At 73.7% G+C, this 18,016-nt stretch carries 12 protein-coding genes; 5 read left to right on the top strand and 7 right to left on the bottom strand.

Annotation, left to right across the window (positions count from 1 at the left end):
- Positions 1–227 precede the first annotated feature (227 nt).
- Positions 228–1,286: a zinc-dependent dehydrogenase gene (locus ASF47_RS02665; RefSeq protein ID WP_056862430.1), complete on the top strand. Its 1,059-nt coding sequence runs from the start codon at positions 228–230 to the stop codon at positions 1,284–1,286.
- A gap of 164 nt (positions 1,287–1,450) precedes the next feature.
- Here the strand turns inward: ASF47_RS02665 and ASF47_RS02660 are convergent, their stop codons facing one another.
- On the bottom strand, positions 1,451–3,109 hold the full coding sequence (locus ASF47_RS02660) for a M4 family metallopeptidase (protein WP_056862429.1): 1,659 nt from the start codon (positions 3,107–3,109) through the stop codon (positions 1,451–1,453).
- A gap of 230 nt (positions 3,110–3,339) precedes the next feature.
- The gene (gene dapB / locus ASF47_RS02655; protein ID WP_056862918.1) at positions 3,340–4,083 is read right to left on the bottom strand and encodes a 4-hydroxy-tetrahydrodipicolinate reductase; all 744 of its coding nucleotides are present in this window, start codon (positions 4,081–4,083) and stop codon (positions 3,340–3,342) included.
- A gap of 102 nt (positions 4,084–4,185) precedes the next feature.
- On the opposite strand from dapB, the gene ASF47_RS02650 reads away from it, so the two are divergent.
- Positions 4,186–4,701, top strand: a complete 516-nt coding sequence (locus tag ASF47_RS02650; protein WP_056862428.1) for a class I SAM-dependent methyltransferase — start codon at positions 4,186–4,188, stop codon at positions 4,699–4,701.
- Between the two features lie 52 nt (positions 4,702–4,753).
- Here ASF47_RS02650 and ASF47_RS02645 read toward each other — a convergent pair whose 3' ends face one another.
- The 5 genes from ASF47_RS02645 to ptsP all read right to left on the bottom strand — a co-directional run bounded on the left by ASF47_RS02645 (position 4,754) and on the right by ptsP (position 13,994).
- Positions 4,754–6,190: a M16 family metallopeptidase gene (locus ASF47_RS02645; RefSeq protein ID WP_082499921.1), complete on the bottom strand. Its 1,437-nt coding sequence runs from the start codon at positions 6,188–6,190 to the stop codon at positions 4,754–4,756.
- A gap of 6 nt (positions 6,191–6,196) precedes the next feature.
- The gene (locus tag ASF47_RS02640) at positions 6,197–8,443 is read right to left on the bottom strand and encodes a polyribonucleotide nucleotidyltransferase (protein ID WP_056862427.1); all 2,247 of its coding nucleotides are present in this window, start codon (positions 8,441–8,443) and stop codon (positions 6,197–6,199) included.
- 325 nt (positions 8,444–8,768) lie between these two features.
- Positions 8,769–9,044: a 30S ribosomal protein S15 gene (gene rpsO, locus ASF47_RS02635; protein WP_056862426.1), complete on the bottom strand. Its 276-nt coding sequence runs from the start codon at positions 9,042–9,044 to the stop codon at positions 8,769–8,771.
- A gap of 208 nt (positions 9,045–9,252) precedes the next feature.
- Positions 9,253–12,225: an NHL repeat-containing protein gene (locus ASF47_RS02630; RefSeq protein WP_156697694.1), complete on the bottom strand. Its 2,973-nt coding sequence runs from the start codon at positions 12,223–12,225 to the stop codon at positions 9,253–9,255.
- A gap of 86 nt (positions 12,226–12,311) precedes the next feature.
- The gene (gene ptsP / locus ASF47_RS02625; protein WP_056862916.1) at positions 12,312–13,994 is read right to left on the bottom strand and encodes a phosphoenolpyruvate--protein phosphotransferase; all 1,683 of its coding nucleotides are present in this window, start codon (positions 13,992–13,994) and stop codon (positions 12,312–12,314) included.
- 138 nt (positions 13,995–14,132) lie between these two features.
- Between ptsP and ASF47_RS02620 the strand changes: the two genes are divergently transcribed.
- Genes ASF47_RS02620 through ASF47_RS02610 form a run of 3 tightly spaced genes read left to right on the top strand, consistent with a single transcriptional unit; the run spans position 14,133 to position 17,978 of the window.
- Entirely contained in the window at positions 14,133–14,900 is a 768-nt protein-coding gene (locus ASF47_RS02620) for a DeoR/GlpR family DNA-binding transcription regulator (protein WP_056862424.1), read from the top strand.
- Complete coding sequence (locus ASF47_RS02615; protein WP_056862423.1) at positions 14,897–15,865, top strand: 1-phosphofructokinase family hexose kinase; 969 nt, start codon at positions 14,897–14,899, stop codon at positions 15,863–15,865. The genes ASF47_RS02620 and ASF47_RS02615 overlap by 4 nt, the downstream gene beginning before the upstream one ends.
- The gene (locus ASF47_RS02610) at positions 15,858–17,978 is read left to right on the top strand and encodes a PTS fructose transporter subunit IIABC (protein ID WP_056862422.1); all 2,121 of its coding nucleotides are present in this window, start codon (positions 15,858–15,860) and stop codon (positions 17,976–17,978) included. The genes ASF47_RS02615 and ASF47_RS02610 overlap by 8 nt, the downstream gene beginning before the upstream one ends.
- Positions 17,979–18,016: the final 38 nt, after the last annotated feature.

The raw sequence follows: 18,016 nt of genomic DNA, 5'->3' as shown, positions 1-18,016 counted from the left end.
CCCGTGTCGAGGCGGGTCGGGCGATCTGTGACCGCGGTCACCCACCTTCGTTTCGTTGTTTATACCCCGACCTCCGAGGCCCGTCAAGCAACAAACCAACACAAGCGGGTGCGTTTCCACACAAACGCGGGTAGGGTCGGCGCGAGCCCCGGCCCCGCGGCCGAGGTCTAGGGTGATCCGTGGGTGACCGCGGTCACTCCCGTCGACAGCACCCCTGGAGGAGACACATGAAGGCCCTGCGGTTCTACGCCCCCGAGGACGTCCGGCTCGAGGACGTGCCCGAGCCCGAGTGCGGGCCCGGCGAGGTCAAGCTCAAGGTGAAGAACTGCTCCACCTGCGGCACCGACGTGAAGATCTTCCACAACGGCCACCAGAACCTCACTCCCCCGCGCACCATCGGCCACGAGATCGCCGGCGAGGTCGTGGAGGTCGGTGCCGACGTCAACGCCACCTACGGCAGCAGCTGGGCCGTCGGCGACCGGGCCCAGGTCATCGCCGCCGTGCCGTGCGGGGAGTGCCACGAGTGCCGCAAGGGGTGGATGGCGGTCTGCCAGAACCAGACCTCGGTCGGCTACCAGTACGACGGCGGCTTCGCCGAGTACATGATCGTGCCGCAGCAGGTGCTCAAGGTCGACGGGCTCAACCGCATCCCCGACAACGTCGGCTACGACGAGGCCTCGGCCGCCGAGCCCTTCGCCTGCGCCATCAACGCCCAGGAGCTGCTCGACATCGAGGAGGGCGACACCCTCGTGGTCTTCGGCGCCGGCCCGATCGGCTGCATGCACATCCGCATCGCCCGCGGCGTGCACAAGGTCGGCAAGGTCTTCCTCGTCGACGTCAACGCCGCCCGCCTCGCGATGTCGGCCGACGCGGTGCAGCCCGACGAGGTCATCAACGGCGCCGAGGTCGACGTCGTGGAGCGGGTCATGGAGCTCACCGACGGTCGCGGCGCCGACGTCATCATCACCGCCACCGCGGCCAACGTCACCCAGGAGCAGGCCATCGCCATGGCCGCGCGCAACGGCCGCATCTCCTTCTTCGGCGGGCTGCCCAAGACCGACCCGACCATCACCTGCGACTCCAACGTCGTGCACTACCGCCAGCTGCACATCCACGGCGCCAACGGATCGGCCCCCGAGCACAACAAGCGCGCGCTGGAGTACATCTCCACCGGTCAGGTGCCGGTCAAGGACCTCATCACCGAGCACGTGCCGCTCGAGCGCGCCCTCGACGCCTTCGCGATCGTCAAGGCCGGCGAGGCCATCAAGGTCACCGTCGAGCCCTGAGCGGGCCGACGGTCAGCGACACAGGGACAGATGAAGGCCCGCACCCCGAGGGGTGCGGGCCTTCGTCGCGTCCGGTCCCTCCCCCACGGAGGACCGGGTCCGCGACCAGGTGGGACCGTGCCGTTTCCGTCCGGCACGAGCCCACGGTCAGGGGGCGTGCCGGGTCAGGCCACGCTCACGGCGCTCCAGGCCGCGGCCACCGCCGACTCCTGGGCGCTCCCGGCGCCGTAGAGGTCGCGGGCGGCGGACAGCGTCGCCGCCCGGGCCTGCGTGTAGGTGGTGCCGGAGGTCATGTAGACCGTCAGCGCGCGGAACCAGATCGCGTCGGCCTGGTCGCGGCCGATGCCGGTGACCGTGGAGCCGTCGCAGGTCGTCGAGCGGTGCGCGACCCCGCCGATCGTCTTCGCACCCGAGCCCTCGGCGAGCAGGTAGAAGAAGTGGTTGCCCACGCCCGAGGAGTAGTGGACGTCGAGGTTCTTGGTGTCGGCGGAGTAGCAGTTCGGCGAGCTGCCGTCGGCGATCGGGTCGTCCATGCGCCGGAAGCCGACCTTCTCCTTCAGGTCGAACTCCTCGCCGATCAGGTAGTCGCCCGGGTCGGCGGGGTTGGCGGCGTAGAACTCGACCATGGTGCCGAAGATGTCGGAGGTGGCCTCGTTGAGACCGCCCGACTCCCCCGAGTAGGTCAGGCCGGCGGTGTTCTCGGTGACGCCGTGGGACATCTCGTGGCCCGCGACGTCGAGGGAGACGAGCGGACCGAAGTTGGTGCCGTCACCGTCGCCGTAGGTCATCTTCTCGCCGTCCCAGAAGGCGTTGACGTAGTTCTTGCCGTAGTGGACCCGGTTGAAGGACCCCGAGCCGTCGCCGAAGATGCCCTCGCGACCGTGCACGTCGGAGTAGTAGTCCCACGTGACGTCGGTGCCGTACTGCGCGTCGACGCCGGCGGAGTCGGGGTCGCTGGTCGTGCCGTTGCCGAAGCTCGTCGTGGGGCTGGAGACGACCTTGCCGGTGGCGCAGCCGACGCCGAGCACACCGCACAGGGCGGAGTCCTGCTTGCCCGCGAGGTCGACGGTGTAGGTGCCGCCGCGGGTCACGTCGCGCAGCTCGTACGCCGACCCCGCGGGGGCGACCTGCAGCGGCACCGTGCCGCCGTAGAGCGACTGGCCGGAGCCGTCGACGGTCTGGATCTGCTCCTCGCGCCGCAGCACCTGCCCGGTGCGGGCGTCGACGTAGCTGGCCAGACGGCTGGGGGTGCCGTCGTCCTGGCGACCGGTCGTGACGACCTCCCACGCGAGGCGGGGCGTGCCGGCCAGGGCGTCGACGACCAGGCGGGGAGCCTGGTCGGCGGAGACCTCCATGCGGGCGATCGAGCGGGTGCCGGCCGCCGGGGCGGTGGCCCGCGCGGCGGCACGGGAGGCCGCGACGGTGGGCGTGACCGACAGGTCGAGGGGGGTGTCGAGCGACTGGCTCACGCCGCGCCAGGCGTCGGAGGCCCCCTGGTGGACCACCAGGTCACCGCCCAGCACGGGCAGGCCGCGGTAGGTGCGCTCCATGCGCACGTGGGTGGCGCCGCTGGGGTCGAGCATCGTCTGGGTGGCGCGCACCTGCTGGCCCGGGGCGTCGAGCGCGGCGCGCGGGTGGGCGGCGAGCGCCGCGACCGCGTCGCGCGCCGCGCCGGTGGCGCCGTCGAGCTGCTGCACCGTGCCGCCCGCGGCGGGGCCGGCGGACGGGCCCTCCCCGGGGCCCGCGAGCGCGCCGGTGGTCTGGGCGCCGAGCGCCCCCAGCGCCAGCACTGCGGCCGCCGCGATCCCCGTGGTCCTTCTCATGCGTGCATCCCTCTCGCCTGCGCCGTCCGGAGGGACGGCGTCGGGGACGACCCTGCCAAGCGGGGAGCGGGCGCGGAACCGGCGCCGCACCTCAGGTTCGTGCATCGCACGAACCTGCAGATGTCCGCGACGCCGCGTCAGCGCGGGCCTGCGGACGGATCGCCGGCCAGCGGCGCCCGGCCCCTCGGGTGTCGGTCCGGCCCCGGGGCCGGTCGACCCCCCGTCGACCCTCAACCCAGGTCGAGCAGGTGCTCCAGCCCCACCGTGAGGCCCGGGCGCGACCCGATGACGCGCAGGGAGGCCAGCACCCCGGGGGTGAAGGAGGCCCGGTCGAGGGAGTCGTGGCGGATGGTGAGGGTCTCCCCCACGCCGCCGAGCACGACCTCCTGGTGGGCCACGACACCGCGCACCCGCAGGGCGTGGACCGGCACGCCGTCGACGTCGGCCCCGCGGGCCCCGTCGAGGGCGGTCGACGTCGCGTCGGGCGCAGGGCCCAGCCCCGCCTCGCGGCGGGCGGCGGCGACGAGCTCCGCCGTACGACGGGCCGTGCCGGAGGGGGCGTCGGCCTTGTCGGGGTGGTGCAGCTCGACGATCTCGACCGACTCGTAGTGCGGCGCCGCCAGGGCCGCGAAGCGCATCATCAGCACCGCCCCGATGGAGAAGTTGGGGGCGATGAGCACCCCGGTGCCCGGGGAGTCCTCCAGCCAGCCGCGCAGCGTGGCCAGGCGCTCCTCGTCGAAGCCCGTGGTGCCGACCACGGCGTGGACGCCCTCGGCGACGCAGCGCTCGAGGTTGCCCATGACCACGTCGGGGTGGGTGAAGTCGACAACGGCCTCGACCCGCTGCTCGGCCAGCACGTCGAGGGAGTCGCCGGCGTCGACCTGCGCGACGAGCTCGAGGCCCTCGGCCCCGCGCACCGCGGCGCAGACGGCGCTGCCGACCTTGCCGCGCGCGCCGAGCACACCGACCCTCAGGGCTCCCGGGGCGTGCCCCTGCCGACCGTCCTGCGACTGCGCTGCTTCCACGGCGCCAACCTACCGGCCACGCGCTCGCGGACTTCTGGCAGTCTTGCCCCCATGGTGCTGCAGACGATCCCGGCCCGGATCCGCTGGTCGGTCGACCTCATGGACGTCCAGCCGGGTGACCACGTGCTCGAGATCGGCTGCGGACCCGGCGCGGGCGCGGAGCTGATCTGCAGCCGGCTGGAGACCGGCAAGCTCTTCGCGATCGACCGCTCGGAGTCCGGCGTCGACCGCACCAAGCGCCGCTGCGCGCGCTACGTCGAGTCGGGGCGCCTCACCGTGCGCCAGATCGACCTGGCCACCCTGCGGGTGCCGGTCAAGCGCCTGAACAAGGTCTACGCCTTCAACGTCAACCTCTTCTGGGTGCGCGACTGCGCCGACGAGATCGCGCTGCTGCACGAGCGGGTCGTGCCGGGCGGCGCGGTCTACCTCTTCTTCGAGGCCACGCGCCCCGAGGAGGTCCCGACCATCGTCGAGAAGTGCTCCGCCGCGCTCGCCGAGGGCGGCTTCCGCGTGCAGGTCGTGCAGCGCAAGGTGCCCTCGGTGGTCGGCATCGTCGGACGGCGCTGAGCGCGCCGCCCGACGACGCCGCCCGCCGCAGGGCGCGCGGGACGGGGCCGGCTCAGGCCGGCCCGACCACCGCGAGGATCTCGGGGCGGGCGAAGATCTCGGCCGCGATCCGCCGGGTCTCCTCCAGGGTCACCGCGTCGATGCGCTCGATGACCTCGTCGATGCCGAGCAGCTCGTCGTAGACCAGCTCGGCCTTGCCCAGCCGTGACATCCGCGAGCCGGAGTCCTCCAGGCCCAGCACGAGGCCGCCGCGGAGCATGCCCTTGCCGCGCTCGAGCTCCTCGGCGGTGATGCCCTCGGCGGCCACCCGGGCCAGCTCGGCGCGCACCACGGCGAGCACGTCGTCGAGCTTGGCCGGCAGGCAGCCCACCGAGACCCCGACCAGGCCGGAGTCGAGGTGGTGGCTCTCGAAGGAGTAGACCGAGTAGGCCAGTCCGCGACGCTCCCGCACCTCCTGGAAGAGCCGGCTGGAGGTGCCGCCGCCCAGGGCGGTGTTGATGACCCCGAGCGCGAAGCGGCGGGGGTCGTTGCGGGTGATGCCCTCCATGCCGAGCACGACGTTGACCTGCTCGAAGGGGCGGGTCGTGGCCACCGTGCCGGGGCGCACGGGCAGCAGGGCCCGCCCGCCGGCCGCGTCGTCCGCGCCGCCCGGGGCCAGGGTCACCGGCTCCTCGTCGCCGTCGAGGAACCCCCCGCGGCCGAAGGCGGCCTCGACCTGCGCCACGACCACGTCGTGGTCGACGTTGCCGGCCACCGCGACCACCATGGTGGCGGGGCGGTAGTGGCGCCGGTAGAAGGCCACGATGCGCTCGCGCGTCATCGCGGTGATCGACTCCTCCGTGCCCGCGATCGAGCGGCCCAGCGGTGAGGTGGAGCCCCACGCCTGCTCGGCGAAGAGGTTGTGCACCACGTCGTCGGGGTCGTCGTCGTGCATCGCGATCTCGTCGAGGATGACGTCGCGCTCGGCCTCGACGTCGTCGGCGTCGATGCGGCTGGCGGTGATCATGTCGCCGAGCACGTCGACGGCCAGGGGCAGGTCGTCGTCGAGCACCCGGGCGTGGAAGCAGGTGTACTCCTTGGCGGTGAAGGCGTTGAACTCACCGCCCACCGCGTCGAGCGCGATGGAGATGTCCAGCGCCGAGCGCTCCGCGGTGCCCTTGAAGAGCAGGTGCTCGAGGAAGTGCGAGCAGCCGTGCAGGGTGTCGTCCTCGTCGCGGGAGCCGACGCCGACCCACACCCCGATGCTGGCCGAGCGGACCCCGGCCATGTGCTCGGTGATGACCCGCAGACCCCCGGGCAGGACCGTACGCCGCACCAGCGACACCACGGCGCCCGCGGCGTCGGTGACGGTCTGCAGCGTGTGGGCCGTGCCCGTGCCGCGGGCGGCGAGCCCACGGTCGGACGGGGCGAGGGGGCCGGGCGCACCGGCCTGGGAAGCGGTCGACCCGCCCGAGGTGCTCGGGCGGGTCGACCGGGGTGCAGCAACCACGAAGGGTCAGGCCTCCTCGGGGGCGGTCTCCGCGGCGGCGTCGTCGCCGCCCTCGGTCTCCTCGACCACGGGGATCAGGGAGAGCTTGCCGCGGTCGTCGATCTCGGCGATCTGGACCTGGACCTTCTGGCCCACCGCGACGACGTCCTCGACGGCGTCGACGCGCTTGCCGCCGGCCAGGCCGCGCAGCTTGCTGATGTGCAGCAGCCCGTCCTTGCCCGGCATCAGCGACACGAAGGCGCCGAAGTTCGTCGTCTTCACGACGGTGCCGAGGTAGCGCTCGCCGACCTCGGGCATCGTCGGGTTGCCGATCGCGTTGATCGCGGCCTTCGCGGCGTCGGCGGCGGCACCGCTGGTGGCGCCGATGTAGACGGTGCCGTCGTCCTCGATGGAGATCGAGGCGCCGGTGTCGTCCTGGATCTGGTTGATCATCTTGCCCTTCGGGCCGATGACCTCGCCGATCTTGTCGACGGGCACGCGCACGGTGATGATGCGCGGCGCGGTCTCGGCCATCTCCTCGGGCTCGTCGATGGCCTCGGCCATGACGTCGAGGATGGCCAGGCGCGCGTCGCGGGCCTGGGTCAGGGCCGCGGCGAGCACCTCGGCGGGGATGCCGTCGAGCTTGGTGTCGAGCTGCAGGGCGGTGACGAACTCGCGCGTGCCGGCGACCTTGAAGTCCATGTCGCCGAAGGCGTCCTCGGCGCCGAGGATGTCGGTCAGCGCGACGTACTGCGTCGAGCCGTCGACCTCGCCGGAGATGAGGCCCATCGCGATGCCGGCGACGGCGGCGCGCAGCGGCACGCCGGCCTGGAGCAGCGACATCGTCGAGGCGCAGACCGAGCCCATCGAGGTGGAGCCGTTGGAGCCCATGGCCTCGGAGAGCTGGCGGATCGCATAGGGGAACTCCTCGCGGGTGGGCAGCACGGGCAGCAGGGCGCGGCGCGCGAGCGCACCGTGGCCGACCTCGCGGCGCTTGGGCGAGCCCACGCGGCCGGTCTCGCCGGTGGAGAACGGCGGGAAGACGTACTTGTGCATGTAGCGGCGCGACTTCTCCGGGGAGAGGGTGTCGAGCTGCTGCTCCATCTTGAGCATGTCGAGGGTGGTGACACCCAGGATCTGGGTCTCGCCGCGCTCGAAGAGCGAGGAGCCGTGCACGCGCGGGATCACGCCGACCTCGGCGTGCAGCGGGCGGATGTCGGCCAGGCCGCGACCGTCGATGCGGACCTTGTCGCGCAGGACGCGCTCGCGCACCAGCGACTTGGTCAGCGAGCGGAAGGCGGCGCCGAGCTCCTTCTCGCGACCCTCGAACTGGCCGGCGAGCTTCTCCAGGACGGCGGCCTTGACCTCGTCGGTCTTGGCCTCGCGCTCCTGCTTGTCGCCGATGGTCATCGCGGCGGCCACGTCGGACTGCGCGGCGGCCTCGACGGCGGCGTAGACGTCGTCCTCGTAGTCGAGGAAGATCGGGAACTCCTGCACGGGCTTGGCGGCCACGTTGGCCAGCTCGACCTGCGCCTCGACCAGCTGCTTGATGAAGGGCTTGGCCGCGTCGAGACCGCCGGCGACGATCTCCTCGGTCGGGGCCTGCACGCCGCCCTGGACCAGGGTCCAGGTCTGCTCGGTGGCCTCGGCCTCGACCATCATGATGGCGACGTCGCCGGTCTCGGTCACGCGGCCGGCGACGACCATGTCGAAGACGGCGCGCTCGAGCTCGGAGTGCTTCGGGAAGGCGACCCAGCGGCCGTCGATGAGGGCGACGCGCACGCCGCCGACCGGGCCGGAGAAGGGCAGGCCCGAGAGCTGGGTGGAGATCGACGCGGCGTTGATGGCCAGCACGTCGTAGGGGGTGTCGGGGTTGAGCGCCATCACCGTGATGACGACCTGGACCTCGTTGCGCAGCCCCTTCTTGAAGGTCGGGCGCAGCGGGCGGTCGATGAGGCGGCAGGTGAGGATGGCGTCCTCGCCCGGACGACCCTCGGAGCGGAAGAAGGAGCCGGGGATCTGGCCCGCGGCGTACATCCGCTCCTCGACGTCGATCGTCAGGGGGAAGAAGTCGAAGTGGTCCTTGGGGTGCTTGCCCGCGGTGGTCGCGGAGAGCAGCATCGTGTCGTCGTCGAGGTAGGCCGTGACGGAGCCGGCGGCCTGGCGGGCCAGCAGCCCGGTCTCGAACTTGACGGTGCGGGTGCCGAAGGGACCGTTGTCGATGACGGTCTCGACGGCGGAGATCACGGGCTCAGCCGTGGTGTTCTCGGTCAAGGGGTGTCCTTGTTCTGTGCTCGCGGAGCGGACCGCGGCGTCCCCGCTCGAGGTGGCGGGCGTCTTGCGACGAGGATCCCGCGTGGGTGACCCTCCCGATAGCTGCTGGGAGGGGGCCGGTCTTCGATCGAGGCCCGCAGCGCGTCCGCCTCCTGGCGGGTCTGAGGGCCACTACCGAGGACCGGGCCGACGATGCGGGTCGCTCCTGGTGGGTGGAGATGGTGTGGAGATTCAGTTGTTCCGTCTCCGAGCGTAGTGCCCGGAGCCGTAAATGCGAGGGAGCGGCTGCCCACGAGGGGCAGCCGCTCCGCCCGTCAACGCGGTGTCAGCGACGCAGGCCGAGACGCTCGACGATCGAGCGGTAGCGGGCGATCTCCGTCTTCTGCAGGTAGTTCAGCAGGCGACGGCGCTGGCCGACGAGCAGCAGCAGACCACGACGGCTGTGGTGGTCGTGCTTGTGCTGCTTGAGGTGCTCGGTGAGGTGGCTGATGCGGTGGCTCAGCAGCGCGATCTGCACCTCGGGCGAGCCGGTGTCGCCCTCGGTCGTGGCGTACTCGGCGATGATCTTCTTCTTGGTCTCCGCGTCGGTACCGATCGACATGCGGTCTCCTTCCGTGCCCGAGGTGGGCGTTCGCTGCGCGGCGCGCCGGGGCCTGTTCTCCCGGGCACTCTCGTTCCGCGGCCGTTGGACGGCGGTGTTCGTGTGAAGGTCGTGCGAGGTGGTGCCGCTGCCCGTGGCCACGTCGTGCGACGTGCTGCGGGCAACCGGTGAAGGCTACCGCGCGCACACCGGGGCCCCCAAAAGGGCGTCAGCCGACGCTCACGTCGACCCAGGCGGGGGTCGCGTCGGCGCGACCGCCGCCGTCGCGCGCCCGGGCGCCCATCCGGTAGGACCCCGGCGCCAGGGCCGGCCAGGTCCACGACCAGGTGGTGGGGCTGGCGAAGCGCGCGGCGGGTGTCGAGGCGCCGTCGTTCCAGGTGAAGGCTCCCCAGCCCCCGGTCGCGGCGTCCCACCACAGCCCCGTGGCACGGTCCTGCAGCGCCACGTCGACCCAGCCCACCCCCGAGAGGTCGGTGGCCCGGCCGGTGACGACCACGTCGCCCGGCGGGAGCACCTGGCCCGCGGTCGGTGCCGTCACCCGGGTCTCCGCGCCGGTCTGGTCGGGCTCGGCGAGGCCGACCACGAAGCCCGCCGAGGCGCCGACGGGGTCCTCTCCCCCGCCGGTGTCGACGGCGCGGGCGACCACGACGTACTGCTCCGCGGCCGGCGGGGTCCAGGTCGCGCTCCAGCCGGTGGCGGTGGCGCCGGGGGCCGCCAGCGTCGCGGTCGACCAGGTCGGGTCGAGCGCCCACGCGCTGCCGGTCCACCAGCGTCCGCTGCGCACGTGCTGCACCGCCCAGCGCACCGCGGCCACGCCGCGGTCGTCGCCCGCGTCGCCGGAGAGGGCGACCGTGCCGGGCAGGAGGGTGGTGCCGGGCGGGGTCACGGTGGTGCTCGGCGCCACCTGGTCGGGCTCGCGCACCGAGACCTCGGTGCTGCGCACCGGGGCCGAGACCGTGCCGTCGGCGTCGCGGGCCCGGGCCTCGAGGTGGTAGTCGTGGTCGGTCTCGGCGCCGGGGAAGACCCAGCGCCACCGGGCCGAGGTGGGGCTCCCCGACCACGGGGCGAGACCCCAGGTCTGCGCGGTCGCCCAGGTCGCCGTGGTCGGGTCCCACCACAGGCCCGTGGCCCGGTCGCGCACCGACACCTCGACCGAGGCCAGCGACCGGTCGTCGCCCGCCAGGCCCTCGACCACCACCGGGCCGGGCGTGACCGAGCCCGTGGCCGGCGAGGTCAGGGTCAGCGTGGGCCGTGAGAAGAGGTACGCCGGGCGCGCGCGGCCCGGGTCGAGCACGACGACCCGGTCGTTGGAGGAGTCCGCGACGTAGAGCAGGCCCGCCGCGTCGTGGGTGATGCCGGCGGGGTTGCGCAGCTGCAGCGGACCCGAGCCCACCGAGCCCCAGCGCCCCAGGAAGGCCCCGCCGGTCGTGAAGGCCTGCACCCTCGACTGCGCCTCGTCGGTGGCGTAGACGACGCCGTCGGAGACGGTGACGCCCCACAGGCCGGTGAACTTGCCGGCCGCGGTGCCCCTGCCGCCGAAGCTGCGCAGCGCCGGACCGCCGGTGGGGCCGTAGACGTAGATCTTCTGCTGGTTGGTGCCCGTGTCGGCGACGTAGACCAGACCGGTGGCCTCGTCGACGGCCACGGTCCGGGCGTTGCGCGCGATGGTGGCGACCTGCGCGCCGGTGTCGGCGTCGAGCACCTTGACCTGGGCGCTGCTGTTCTCGTAGGTCGACCCGGGGTCCGCGACGTAGGCGTAGCCGCTGCCGAAGGCCATCCCGAAGGGCTTCTCGAGCATGCCGGGCTCGTTGTTGCGCCGGTTGCCCTCCTCGCCGACCTGGAAGAGGAAGCCGGCCTCGTCGTCGTAGACGAAGATGGTGCCGCCGGCGTTGTTGCTCACCCAGACGCGGTCGCGCGCGGCGTCGACGGCGATGCCGCGGGGGTACTTCACGCCGTAGGGCGGGGTGTTGCCGCGCCCGCCCCAGCAGCCGGTCCACGTGCCGTCGGCGGCGTAGCGGCAGAAGCGCTGGTTCCAGGAGTCCGCCACCCAGACCTCGCCGGTCGCGGGGTCGACGCCGACGTCGCGCGGCTGGCCGAGCTGCCCGCCGGGGCGCTCGGGCAGCGGGGTCGGCTCGACCCCGCGCGAGACGCCGGTCAGGGGGTCGAAGGCCTGGATGCGGTAGTTGCCGTACTCGCTGACCCACAGGTCGCCCTCGGGCCCGAAGGCGAGCTGGCGCGGGGCGACGAGGCGCCCCGGCTCGGTGCCGTGGCCGCCGATCTGCAGCAGCGGTCGGCCCTCGAGGTCGAAGACCTCGACCTGGTCCTGCACCGCGTCGACGACGTAGAGGCGCCCGGCCTCGTCGTCGACCACCACGCTGCGCAGGTCGCCCGAGAGCGCGCCGGGCACGTCGGCCTCGCCGGAGGTGCCGATCGAGCGGATCAGGGTGCCGTCGGGCGAGAGCACCTGGACCCGGCGGTTGACGGCGTCGGCGAGGTAGACGCGTCCGTCGGAGCCCACGTCGATGCCGTAGAACTGGCCCGGCTTCTGGCCCGGGAAGGACAGGTCCCACGAGGAGACCTGGGCGCCCCCGCCGGGAGCCAGGCGGATCAGCCGCGAGGGGTCGGCGTCGGTGTTCCACAGGTGGCTGTCGAGCACCCACACGTAGCCCTCGTCGTCGACGGTGACCCACGCGGTGTAGGTCTGGGAGCCGGACGTCGGGTCGACCACCACGTCGGGCAGTCGCGTGCCGTCGGCGGCGTAGTGGGCCAGGGTGTCGGGCTTGGGCTTGCCGACGTAGGTCTCGCCGGTGCGCGGGTCGACGGCCACCGAGGCCAGGACCGACTCGGGGTCGCCCGAGGCCGCGCTGGGCTGCGGGAGCACGCCGGTGGAGCGCCAGTCGGCGTCGAAGGTGCGCACCTGGTAGTTGAAGTAGTCGCCGACGATCCAGCGCTGCGAGACGGGGTTCCACGCCAGGCCCCAGGGGAAGAGGCTGGCGCGACCGGTGCCGCCGATGGTGCGCACCAGCGCGGGGGGCTTCCACGGCTCGGCCGCCGCCGCCGCGCCGGGGCCGACCCCGGCCCGGTGCGGGCCCGGCGCCGGGAGGAGCGGGAGGAGGGGCAGGGCGAGGGCGAGGAGCGCGACGAGCGCCCCGGTCACCGCACGGCGCGCAACAGGCTTCACCCAGCGAGTCTGCGAGCGCACCGCCGCACCCGCGACCCCCATTGTGGGGAGCCGGTCCGGGCCGGGCTCCCCCGGCCCGGACCCGCTCAGCCCTCCAGCAGCGCGAGCACCGCGGCCCGCGCGGCCTGCGGGTCGGGCGCCGACAGCGCGGCCTCCGCAGCCTCCTCGCACGTGGCCATCGACACGGTGCCGAGGCGGGCGCCGACCGACCGCACGGCGGCCGAGGCCATCGACAGCGAGGTGACCCCCATGCCGACCAGCGCGCAGGCCAGCAGCGGGTCGGCCGCGGCCTCGCCGCACACGCCCACGGGCTTGCCGGCCTCCTGGCCCGCGTGGGCGGTGATGGCGATCAGCTGCAGCACCGCGGGCTGCCACGGGTCGGTGAGGTGCGCCAGGTCGGTGGCCATGCGGTCGGCCGCCATGGCGTACTGCGTGAGGTCGTTGGTGCCGATCGAGAGGAAGTCGACCACCTCGAGCATCCGGTGGGCGAGCAGGGCGGCGGAGGGCACCTCGACCATGACACCGGCCTTGAGCCCGCGGGAGCGCACCGCCTCCGCGAACCCGGCCGCCTCGGCGACCGTGGCGACCATGGGCGCCATCACCCAGGTCTCGGTGCCGGTGCGCTCCGCGGCAGCGGCGATGCCGTCGAGCTGACGCTCCAGGAGGCCGGGGTTGTCGAAGGAGAGCCGCAGCCCGCGCACGCCCAGGGCGGGGTTCTCCTCCCCGTCGTGGGTGGCGAAGGCGACCGGCTTGTCGGAGCCGGCGTCGAGGGTGCGCACGACGACGTAGCGCTCACCGGAGAAGGGCGACAGGACGTCGGAGTAGATGTCGGCCTGCTCCTCGACCGAGGGCTCCTCGGTGCGGTTGAGGAAGCACAGCTCGGTGCGGAAGAGCCCGACGCCCTCGACGGGGCCGGTGGCCGCCCCCGCGGCGCTCTCGCCGTCGGCGACGTTGGCCAGGATCTTCACGCTCGTGCCGTCGGTGGTGCGCCCCGGGCCGGTCCAGCCCTCGACCGCCGCGCGGACCTCGCGGTCGGCCGCGACCCGGCGGGCCGTGTCGGCCTCGTCGGGGTCGAGCTCGACGACGCCGGTGGACCCGTCGACGAGCAGGCGGGTGCCCGAGCGCAGGCCCATGGCGCCCGCCGTGCCGACCACGCAGGGGATCCCGAGCTGGCGCGCGATGATCGCGGTGTGGCTCGTGGGCCCGCCGCGCTCGGTCACCAGCGCGACGACCACCGTGGGGTCGAGCCCCGCGGTGTCGGAGGGCGCGAGGTCCTCGGCCACCAGCACCGAGGGCTCCTGCGGCGTGGGCACGCCCGGCTCGGGCTCGCCCACGAGGTGCGCCAGCACCCGGCGCTCGATGTCGCGCAGGTCGGTGACCCGCTCGGCCATCAGCCCGCCCATCTGCGTGAAGACGCCCACGAACTGCTCGACGCCGGCGGCGAGGGCGCTCAGCAGGTCCTCACCGGAGCGCAGGTGCTTGCGCACGGCGATGCGCAGGCCCTTGTCACGGGCCAGGCCCGCGCTGGCGGTGAGCACCTCCGCGGCCGCGCCGTGGGCGCTGCCCGCGCGGCGCTCGAAGCCGGCCGCGACCGCGCCCGCGGCGTCGTCGTAGGCCCGCAGGGCCGCCTCCTCGTCGAGGGAGGCGCCGTCGAAGGCCTCGATCGCGGCGGGGCTGATCTCGGAGCGGACCACGAGCGCGGGCCCGGTCGCCAGCCCGGGCACCACCGGGGTGCCGAGGAGCTGGTCGGTGGACGTCTGGGTGACCATGGCCACAACTTATCCCCGGAATCACTTGACAGTCAAACAGAAACGGGGATAAAACAACATGAACGCAGAACCACACCGGCCGAGCCGGTGACCGACCAGACCGGCAGGAGCCGGCAACCGAGAGGGGGGACGAGGGCAATGTACGCAGAGGAACGCCAGCAGGCCATGGCCCAGCTCGTCGCCGACCGCGGCCGACTGTCGGTGACCGCGCTCGCCGAGACCTTCGAGGTCACCACGGAGACCGTGCGCCGCGACCTGTCGGCCCTCGAGCGGATGGGCCTCGTGCGGCGTGTCCACGGCGGGGCGATCCCGGCCCACACCCTCGCCGCCATCGAGTCCGGCCTGCTCGAGCGCGACCAGGCCAACGTCGCGCAGAAGGACCGCATCGCCCAGGCCGCACTCGACCTGCTGCCCGCGCCCGGCTCGGTCGTGCTCTTCGACGCCGGCACCACCACCGCCCGCCTCGCCAGCCTGCTGCCCCGCGACCACCAGCTGATCGTGCTCACCCACTCGGTGCCGATCGCGGCCCGCCTCGCGACCGTGCCCCACATCGAGCTCCACCTGCTGCCCGGACGCGTGCGCACGACGACGCAGGCCGCCGTCGGCGCCGACACGGTGGCCGCCCTCGAGCTGGTGCGCGCCGACGTCGCCTTCGTCGGCACCAACGGCATCACCGTGGGCCACGGCCTCAGCACCCCCGACCACGACGAGGCCGCCACCAAGCGGGCCATGGTCGCCGCCGCACGCCAGGTCGTCGTGCTCGCCGACGCCGCCAAGGTGGGGCAGGAGGCCCTCGTGCGGTTCGCGTCGCTGGAGGACGTCGACCTGCTCGTCACCGACGACGCCATCGACCCCGAGCACGCCGTCGAGCTCAAGGACCACGACGTGGAGGTCGTCATCGCATGATCGTCACCCTGACGCCCAACCCCAGCCACGACCGGACGGTCACGCTCGACGCCCCGCTCGAGCGCGGCGCCGTGCAGCGCGCGGCCTCGGTGCTCTCGCAGGCCGGAGGCAAGGGCGTGAACATCTCGCGCGCCTCCGTGGCCGCAGGAGTGCCGTCGATCGCGGTGCTGCCCGCGCCCTCCGACGACCCCTTCGTGCTCGAGCTGCTGGCCGCCGGGATCGACTGCCGCCCCGTCGACGGCACGGGCAGCCCGCGGGTCAACATCACGATCACCGAGCCCGACGGCACGACGACCAAGCTGAACAGCCCCGGGCCCGACGTGACCCCCGAGGTGCTGCGGGCGCTGGTCGACTCGCTGCGCCGCCGGGCGGGCAGCGCCGACTGGATCGTCCTGGCCGGATCGCTGCCCCCCGGCGCGCCCAGCTCCTGGTACGCCGAGGTCGTCACCGCCCTGCGCGACACCCCCGCCCGGGTGGCGGTCGACACCAGCGACGCCCCGCTGCGCGCCCTCGTCGACGCCCTGCCCGGGGCGGCGCCGTACCTGATGAAGCCCAACGGCGACGAGCTGGCCTCCTTCACCGGCGGCGACGCCGAGGAGCTCGAGCGCGACCCGCACGCCGCGGCCCGCGCCGCCCGGCTGCTGGTCGACCGCGGGGTCTCCACGGTGCTCGCCACCCTCGGCGGCAACGGCGCCGTGCTCGTGACCGCCGACGGCGCGTGGCACGCCACTCCCCCGCCCACCACCGTGGTCTCCACGGTCGGTGCGGGCGACTCCAGCCTCTTCGGCTACCTGCTGGGCGACCTGCGCAAGCACTCGCCCGCCCAACGACTCGCGCTCGCCGTCGCCTACGGCAGCGCGGCCGCCGGACTCCCCGGCACCACCATCCCGCTGCCCGCCCAGGTCCGCCCGGACCTGGTCGCGGTCCGCGACCTGCTCGACACCCAGGAGGGTGAACGTGTCTGACCTCATCACTGCCGACCTGGTCCGCCTCGACGCGGACCTCGGCTCGGAGAAGCACGACGTGATCCGTGCGCTGGCGGCGACGGTCGGTGAGGCCGGCCGCGCCACCGACGTCGCGCAGCTCGCCGACGACGCGATCGCCCGCGAGGGCACGTCGCCCACCGGCCTGCCCGGCGGCATCGCCATCCCCCACTGCCGCACCGCCGGCGTGGAGGAGCCGACGCTCGCCTTCGCCCGGCTCTCGCCGCCGGTCGACTTCGGCGCCAAGGACGGGCCGGCCGACCTCGCCTTCCTCATCAGCGCTCCCGCGGGCGGTGACGCCACCCACCTGCAGCTGCTGACCAAGCTGGCCCGCGCCCTGGTGAAGCCGGCCTTCACCGACGCGCTGCGCGCCGCCGAGACGCGCGAGGAGGTCGTGGAGATCGTCGCCGACGTGCTCGGCACGGCCCCCGCGGCCAAGCCGGCCGCCGCCGCGGCCCCGGCCGCCGCGAGCGCGTCGGCGTCCGCCGGCGGTGCTGCCGCCACCGCGCCCGCCGCCGCCCCGGCCGCCGCCACCGCCACCCGACGCCGCCTGGTCGCGGTCACGGCGTGCCCCACCGGCATCGCCCACACCTACATGGCCGCGGAGGCCCTCGAGGCCGCCGCCGAGCGGGCCGGGGTCGACCTCGTCGTCGAGACCCAGGGCTCGGCCGGCTCGACGCCGCTGGGCGCCGACGTGATCCGCCAGGCCGAGGCCGTCATCTTCGCCGTCGACGTGGGGGTGCGCGACCGGGCCCGCTTCGCCGGCAAGCCGCTGGTCTCCTCGGGCGTCAAGCGGCCGATCGACGCCGCCGACGCCATGATCGCCGAGGCGCTGCGCAACGCCGACGACCCGGCCGCTCCGCGCGTCGAGGGCTCCGGCTCCGACGCGGGCGCCGGCTCGGGTGCCGGCACCGGCGGCGGCGAGACGTGGGGCGGCCGCACGCGGCGGGTCCTCATGACCGGCGTGTCCTACATGATCCCGTTCGTGGCCGCCGGCGGTCTGCTGATCGCCCTGTCGTTCCTGTTCGGCGGCTACGAGATCGTCGGGCCCTACGGCGAGATCGCGGTCAACAACACGCTGTTCAACCTGCCCGACGTCGACGCCCTCGGCCTCGACCACGCCCTCTTCGGCTCCGGCCTCATGGCCTACATCGGCGCGCTCTTCTTCATCATCGGCAAGACCGCGTTCATGTTCTTCATCCCGGCCCTGGCCGGCTACATCGCCTACGCCATCGCCGACCGTCCCGGCATCGCGCCCGGCTTCATCGTCGGCGGTCTGGCCGCCAACATCTTCGGCGTCGTCGACGGCGACGGCGTCGGGGTCCCGGCCACCGGCTTCCTCGGGGCCATCGTCGGCGGTGTGCTCGCCGGCGTCATCGCCCACTGGATCGGCTCGTGGAAGGTGCCCGCCTGGGCGCGCGGCCTGATGCCCGTGCTGGTCATCCCGCTGCTGACCTCGATCATCGCCGGCCTGCTGATGCTGGTCGTGCTCGGCCGCCCGATCGGCTGGCTCATGGACCAGCTCAACGACGGTCTGAACTCGATGAGCGGCAGCTACGCCATCCTGCTCGGTGTCGTGCTCGGCCTGATGATGGCCTTCGACATGGGCGGTCCGCTCAACAAGGTCGCCTACTCCTTCGCCGCCGCCGGCGTCGGCGGCGCGGCCCTCGCGGCCGACGCCCCCGAGCTCAAGATCATGGCCTCGGTCATGCTCGCCGGCATGGTGCCCCCGATCGCGCTGGCCCTGGCCACCGTCGTGCGGCCGAAGCTCTTCACCCAGCCCGAGCGGGAGAACGGCAAGGCCGGCTGGCTCCTGGGCGCCTCCTTCATCACCGAGGGCGCCATCCCGTTCGCCGCGGCCGACCCGCTGCGCGTGATCCCCTCGATCATGCTCGGCAGCGCCGTCACCGGCGGCCTCTCGCAGGCCCTCGACGTCAGCGTCCGGGCACCGCACGGCGGCATCTTCGTGCTCTTCGCCGTGGACGGCGTGCTCGGCTTCATCATCGCCCTGGTCGCCGGCGTGCTCGTCGGCGCCGCCGCGGTCATCGTGCTGAAGTCCACGGCCAAGAACCCCGCTGTCGCGCCCGTCGCCTGACCCCGCCACACCCGCCCGCACCCACCCCCTCCGAAGGA

Source organism: Nocardioides sp. Leaf285 (assembly GCF_001422955.1).
GTDB lineage: Bacteria > Actinomycetota > Actinomycetes > Propionibacteriales > Nocardioidaceae > Nocardioides > Nocardioides kribbensis.
This window is presented reverse-complemented; position numbering and strand designations above follow the sequence as displayed.

What these genes read in the sequence shown, in the direction of transcription:
- ASF47_RS02660 (WP_056862429.1), bottom strand. Translation starts at nt 3,109, where the DNA reads ATGAGAAGGACCACGGGGATCGCGGCGGCCGCAGTGCTGGCGCTGGGG.
- ASF47_RS02620 (WP_056862424.1), top strand. Translation starts at nt 14,133, where the DNA reads ATGTACGCAGAGGAACGCCAGCAGGCCATGGCCCAGCTCGTCGCCGAC.
- rpsO (WP_056862426.1), bottom strand. Translation starts at nt 9,044, where the DNA reads ATGTCGATCGGTACCGACGCGGAGACCAAGAAGAAGATCATCGCCGAG.
- ASF47_RS02665 (WP_056862430.1), top strand. Translation starts at nt 228, where the DNA reads ATGAAGGCCCTGCGGTTCTACGCCCCCGAGGACGTCCGGCTCGAGGAC.
- ptsP (WP_056862916.1), bottom strand. Translation starts at nt 13,994, where the DNA reads ATGGTCACCCAGACGTCCACCGACCAGCTCCTCGGCACCCCGGTGGTG.
- ASF47_RS02615 (WP_056862423.1), top strand. Translation starts at nt 14,897, where the DNA reads ATGATCGTCACCCTGACGCCCAACCCCAGCCACGACCGGACGGTCACG.
- ASF47_RS02650 (WP_056862428.1), top strand. Translation starts at nt 4,186, where the DNA reads ATGGTGCTGCAGACGATCCCGGCCCGGATCCGCTGGTCGGTCGACCTC.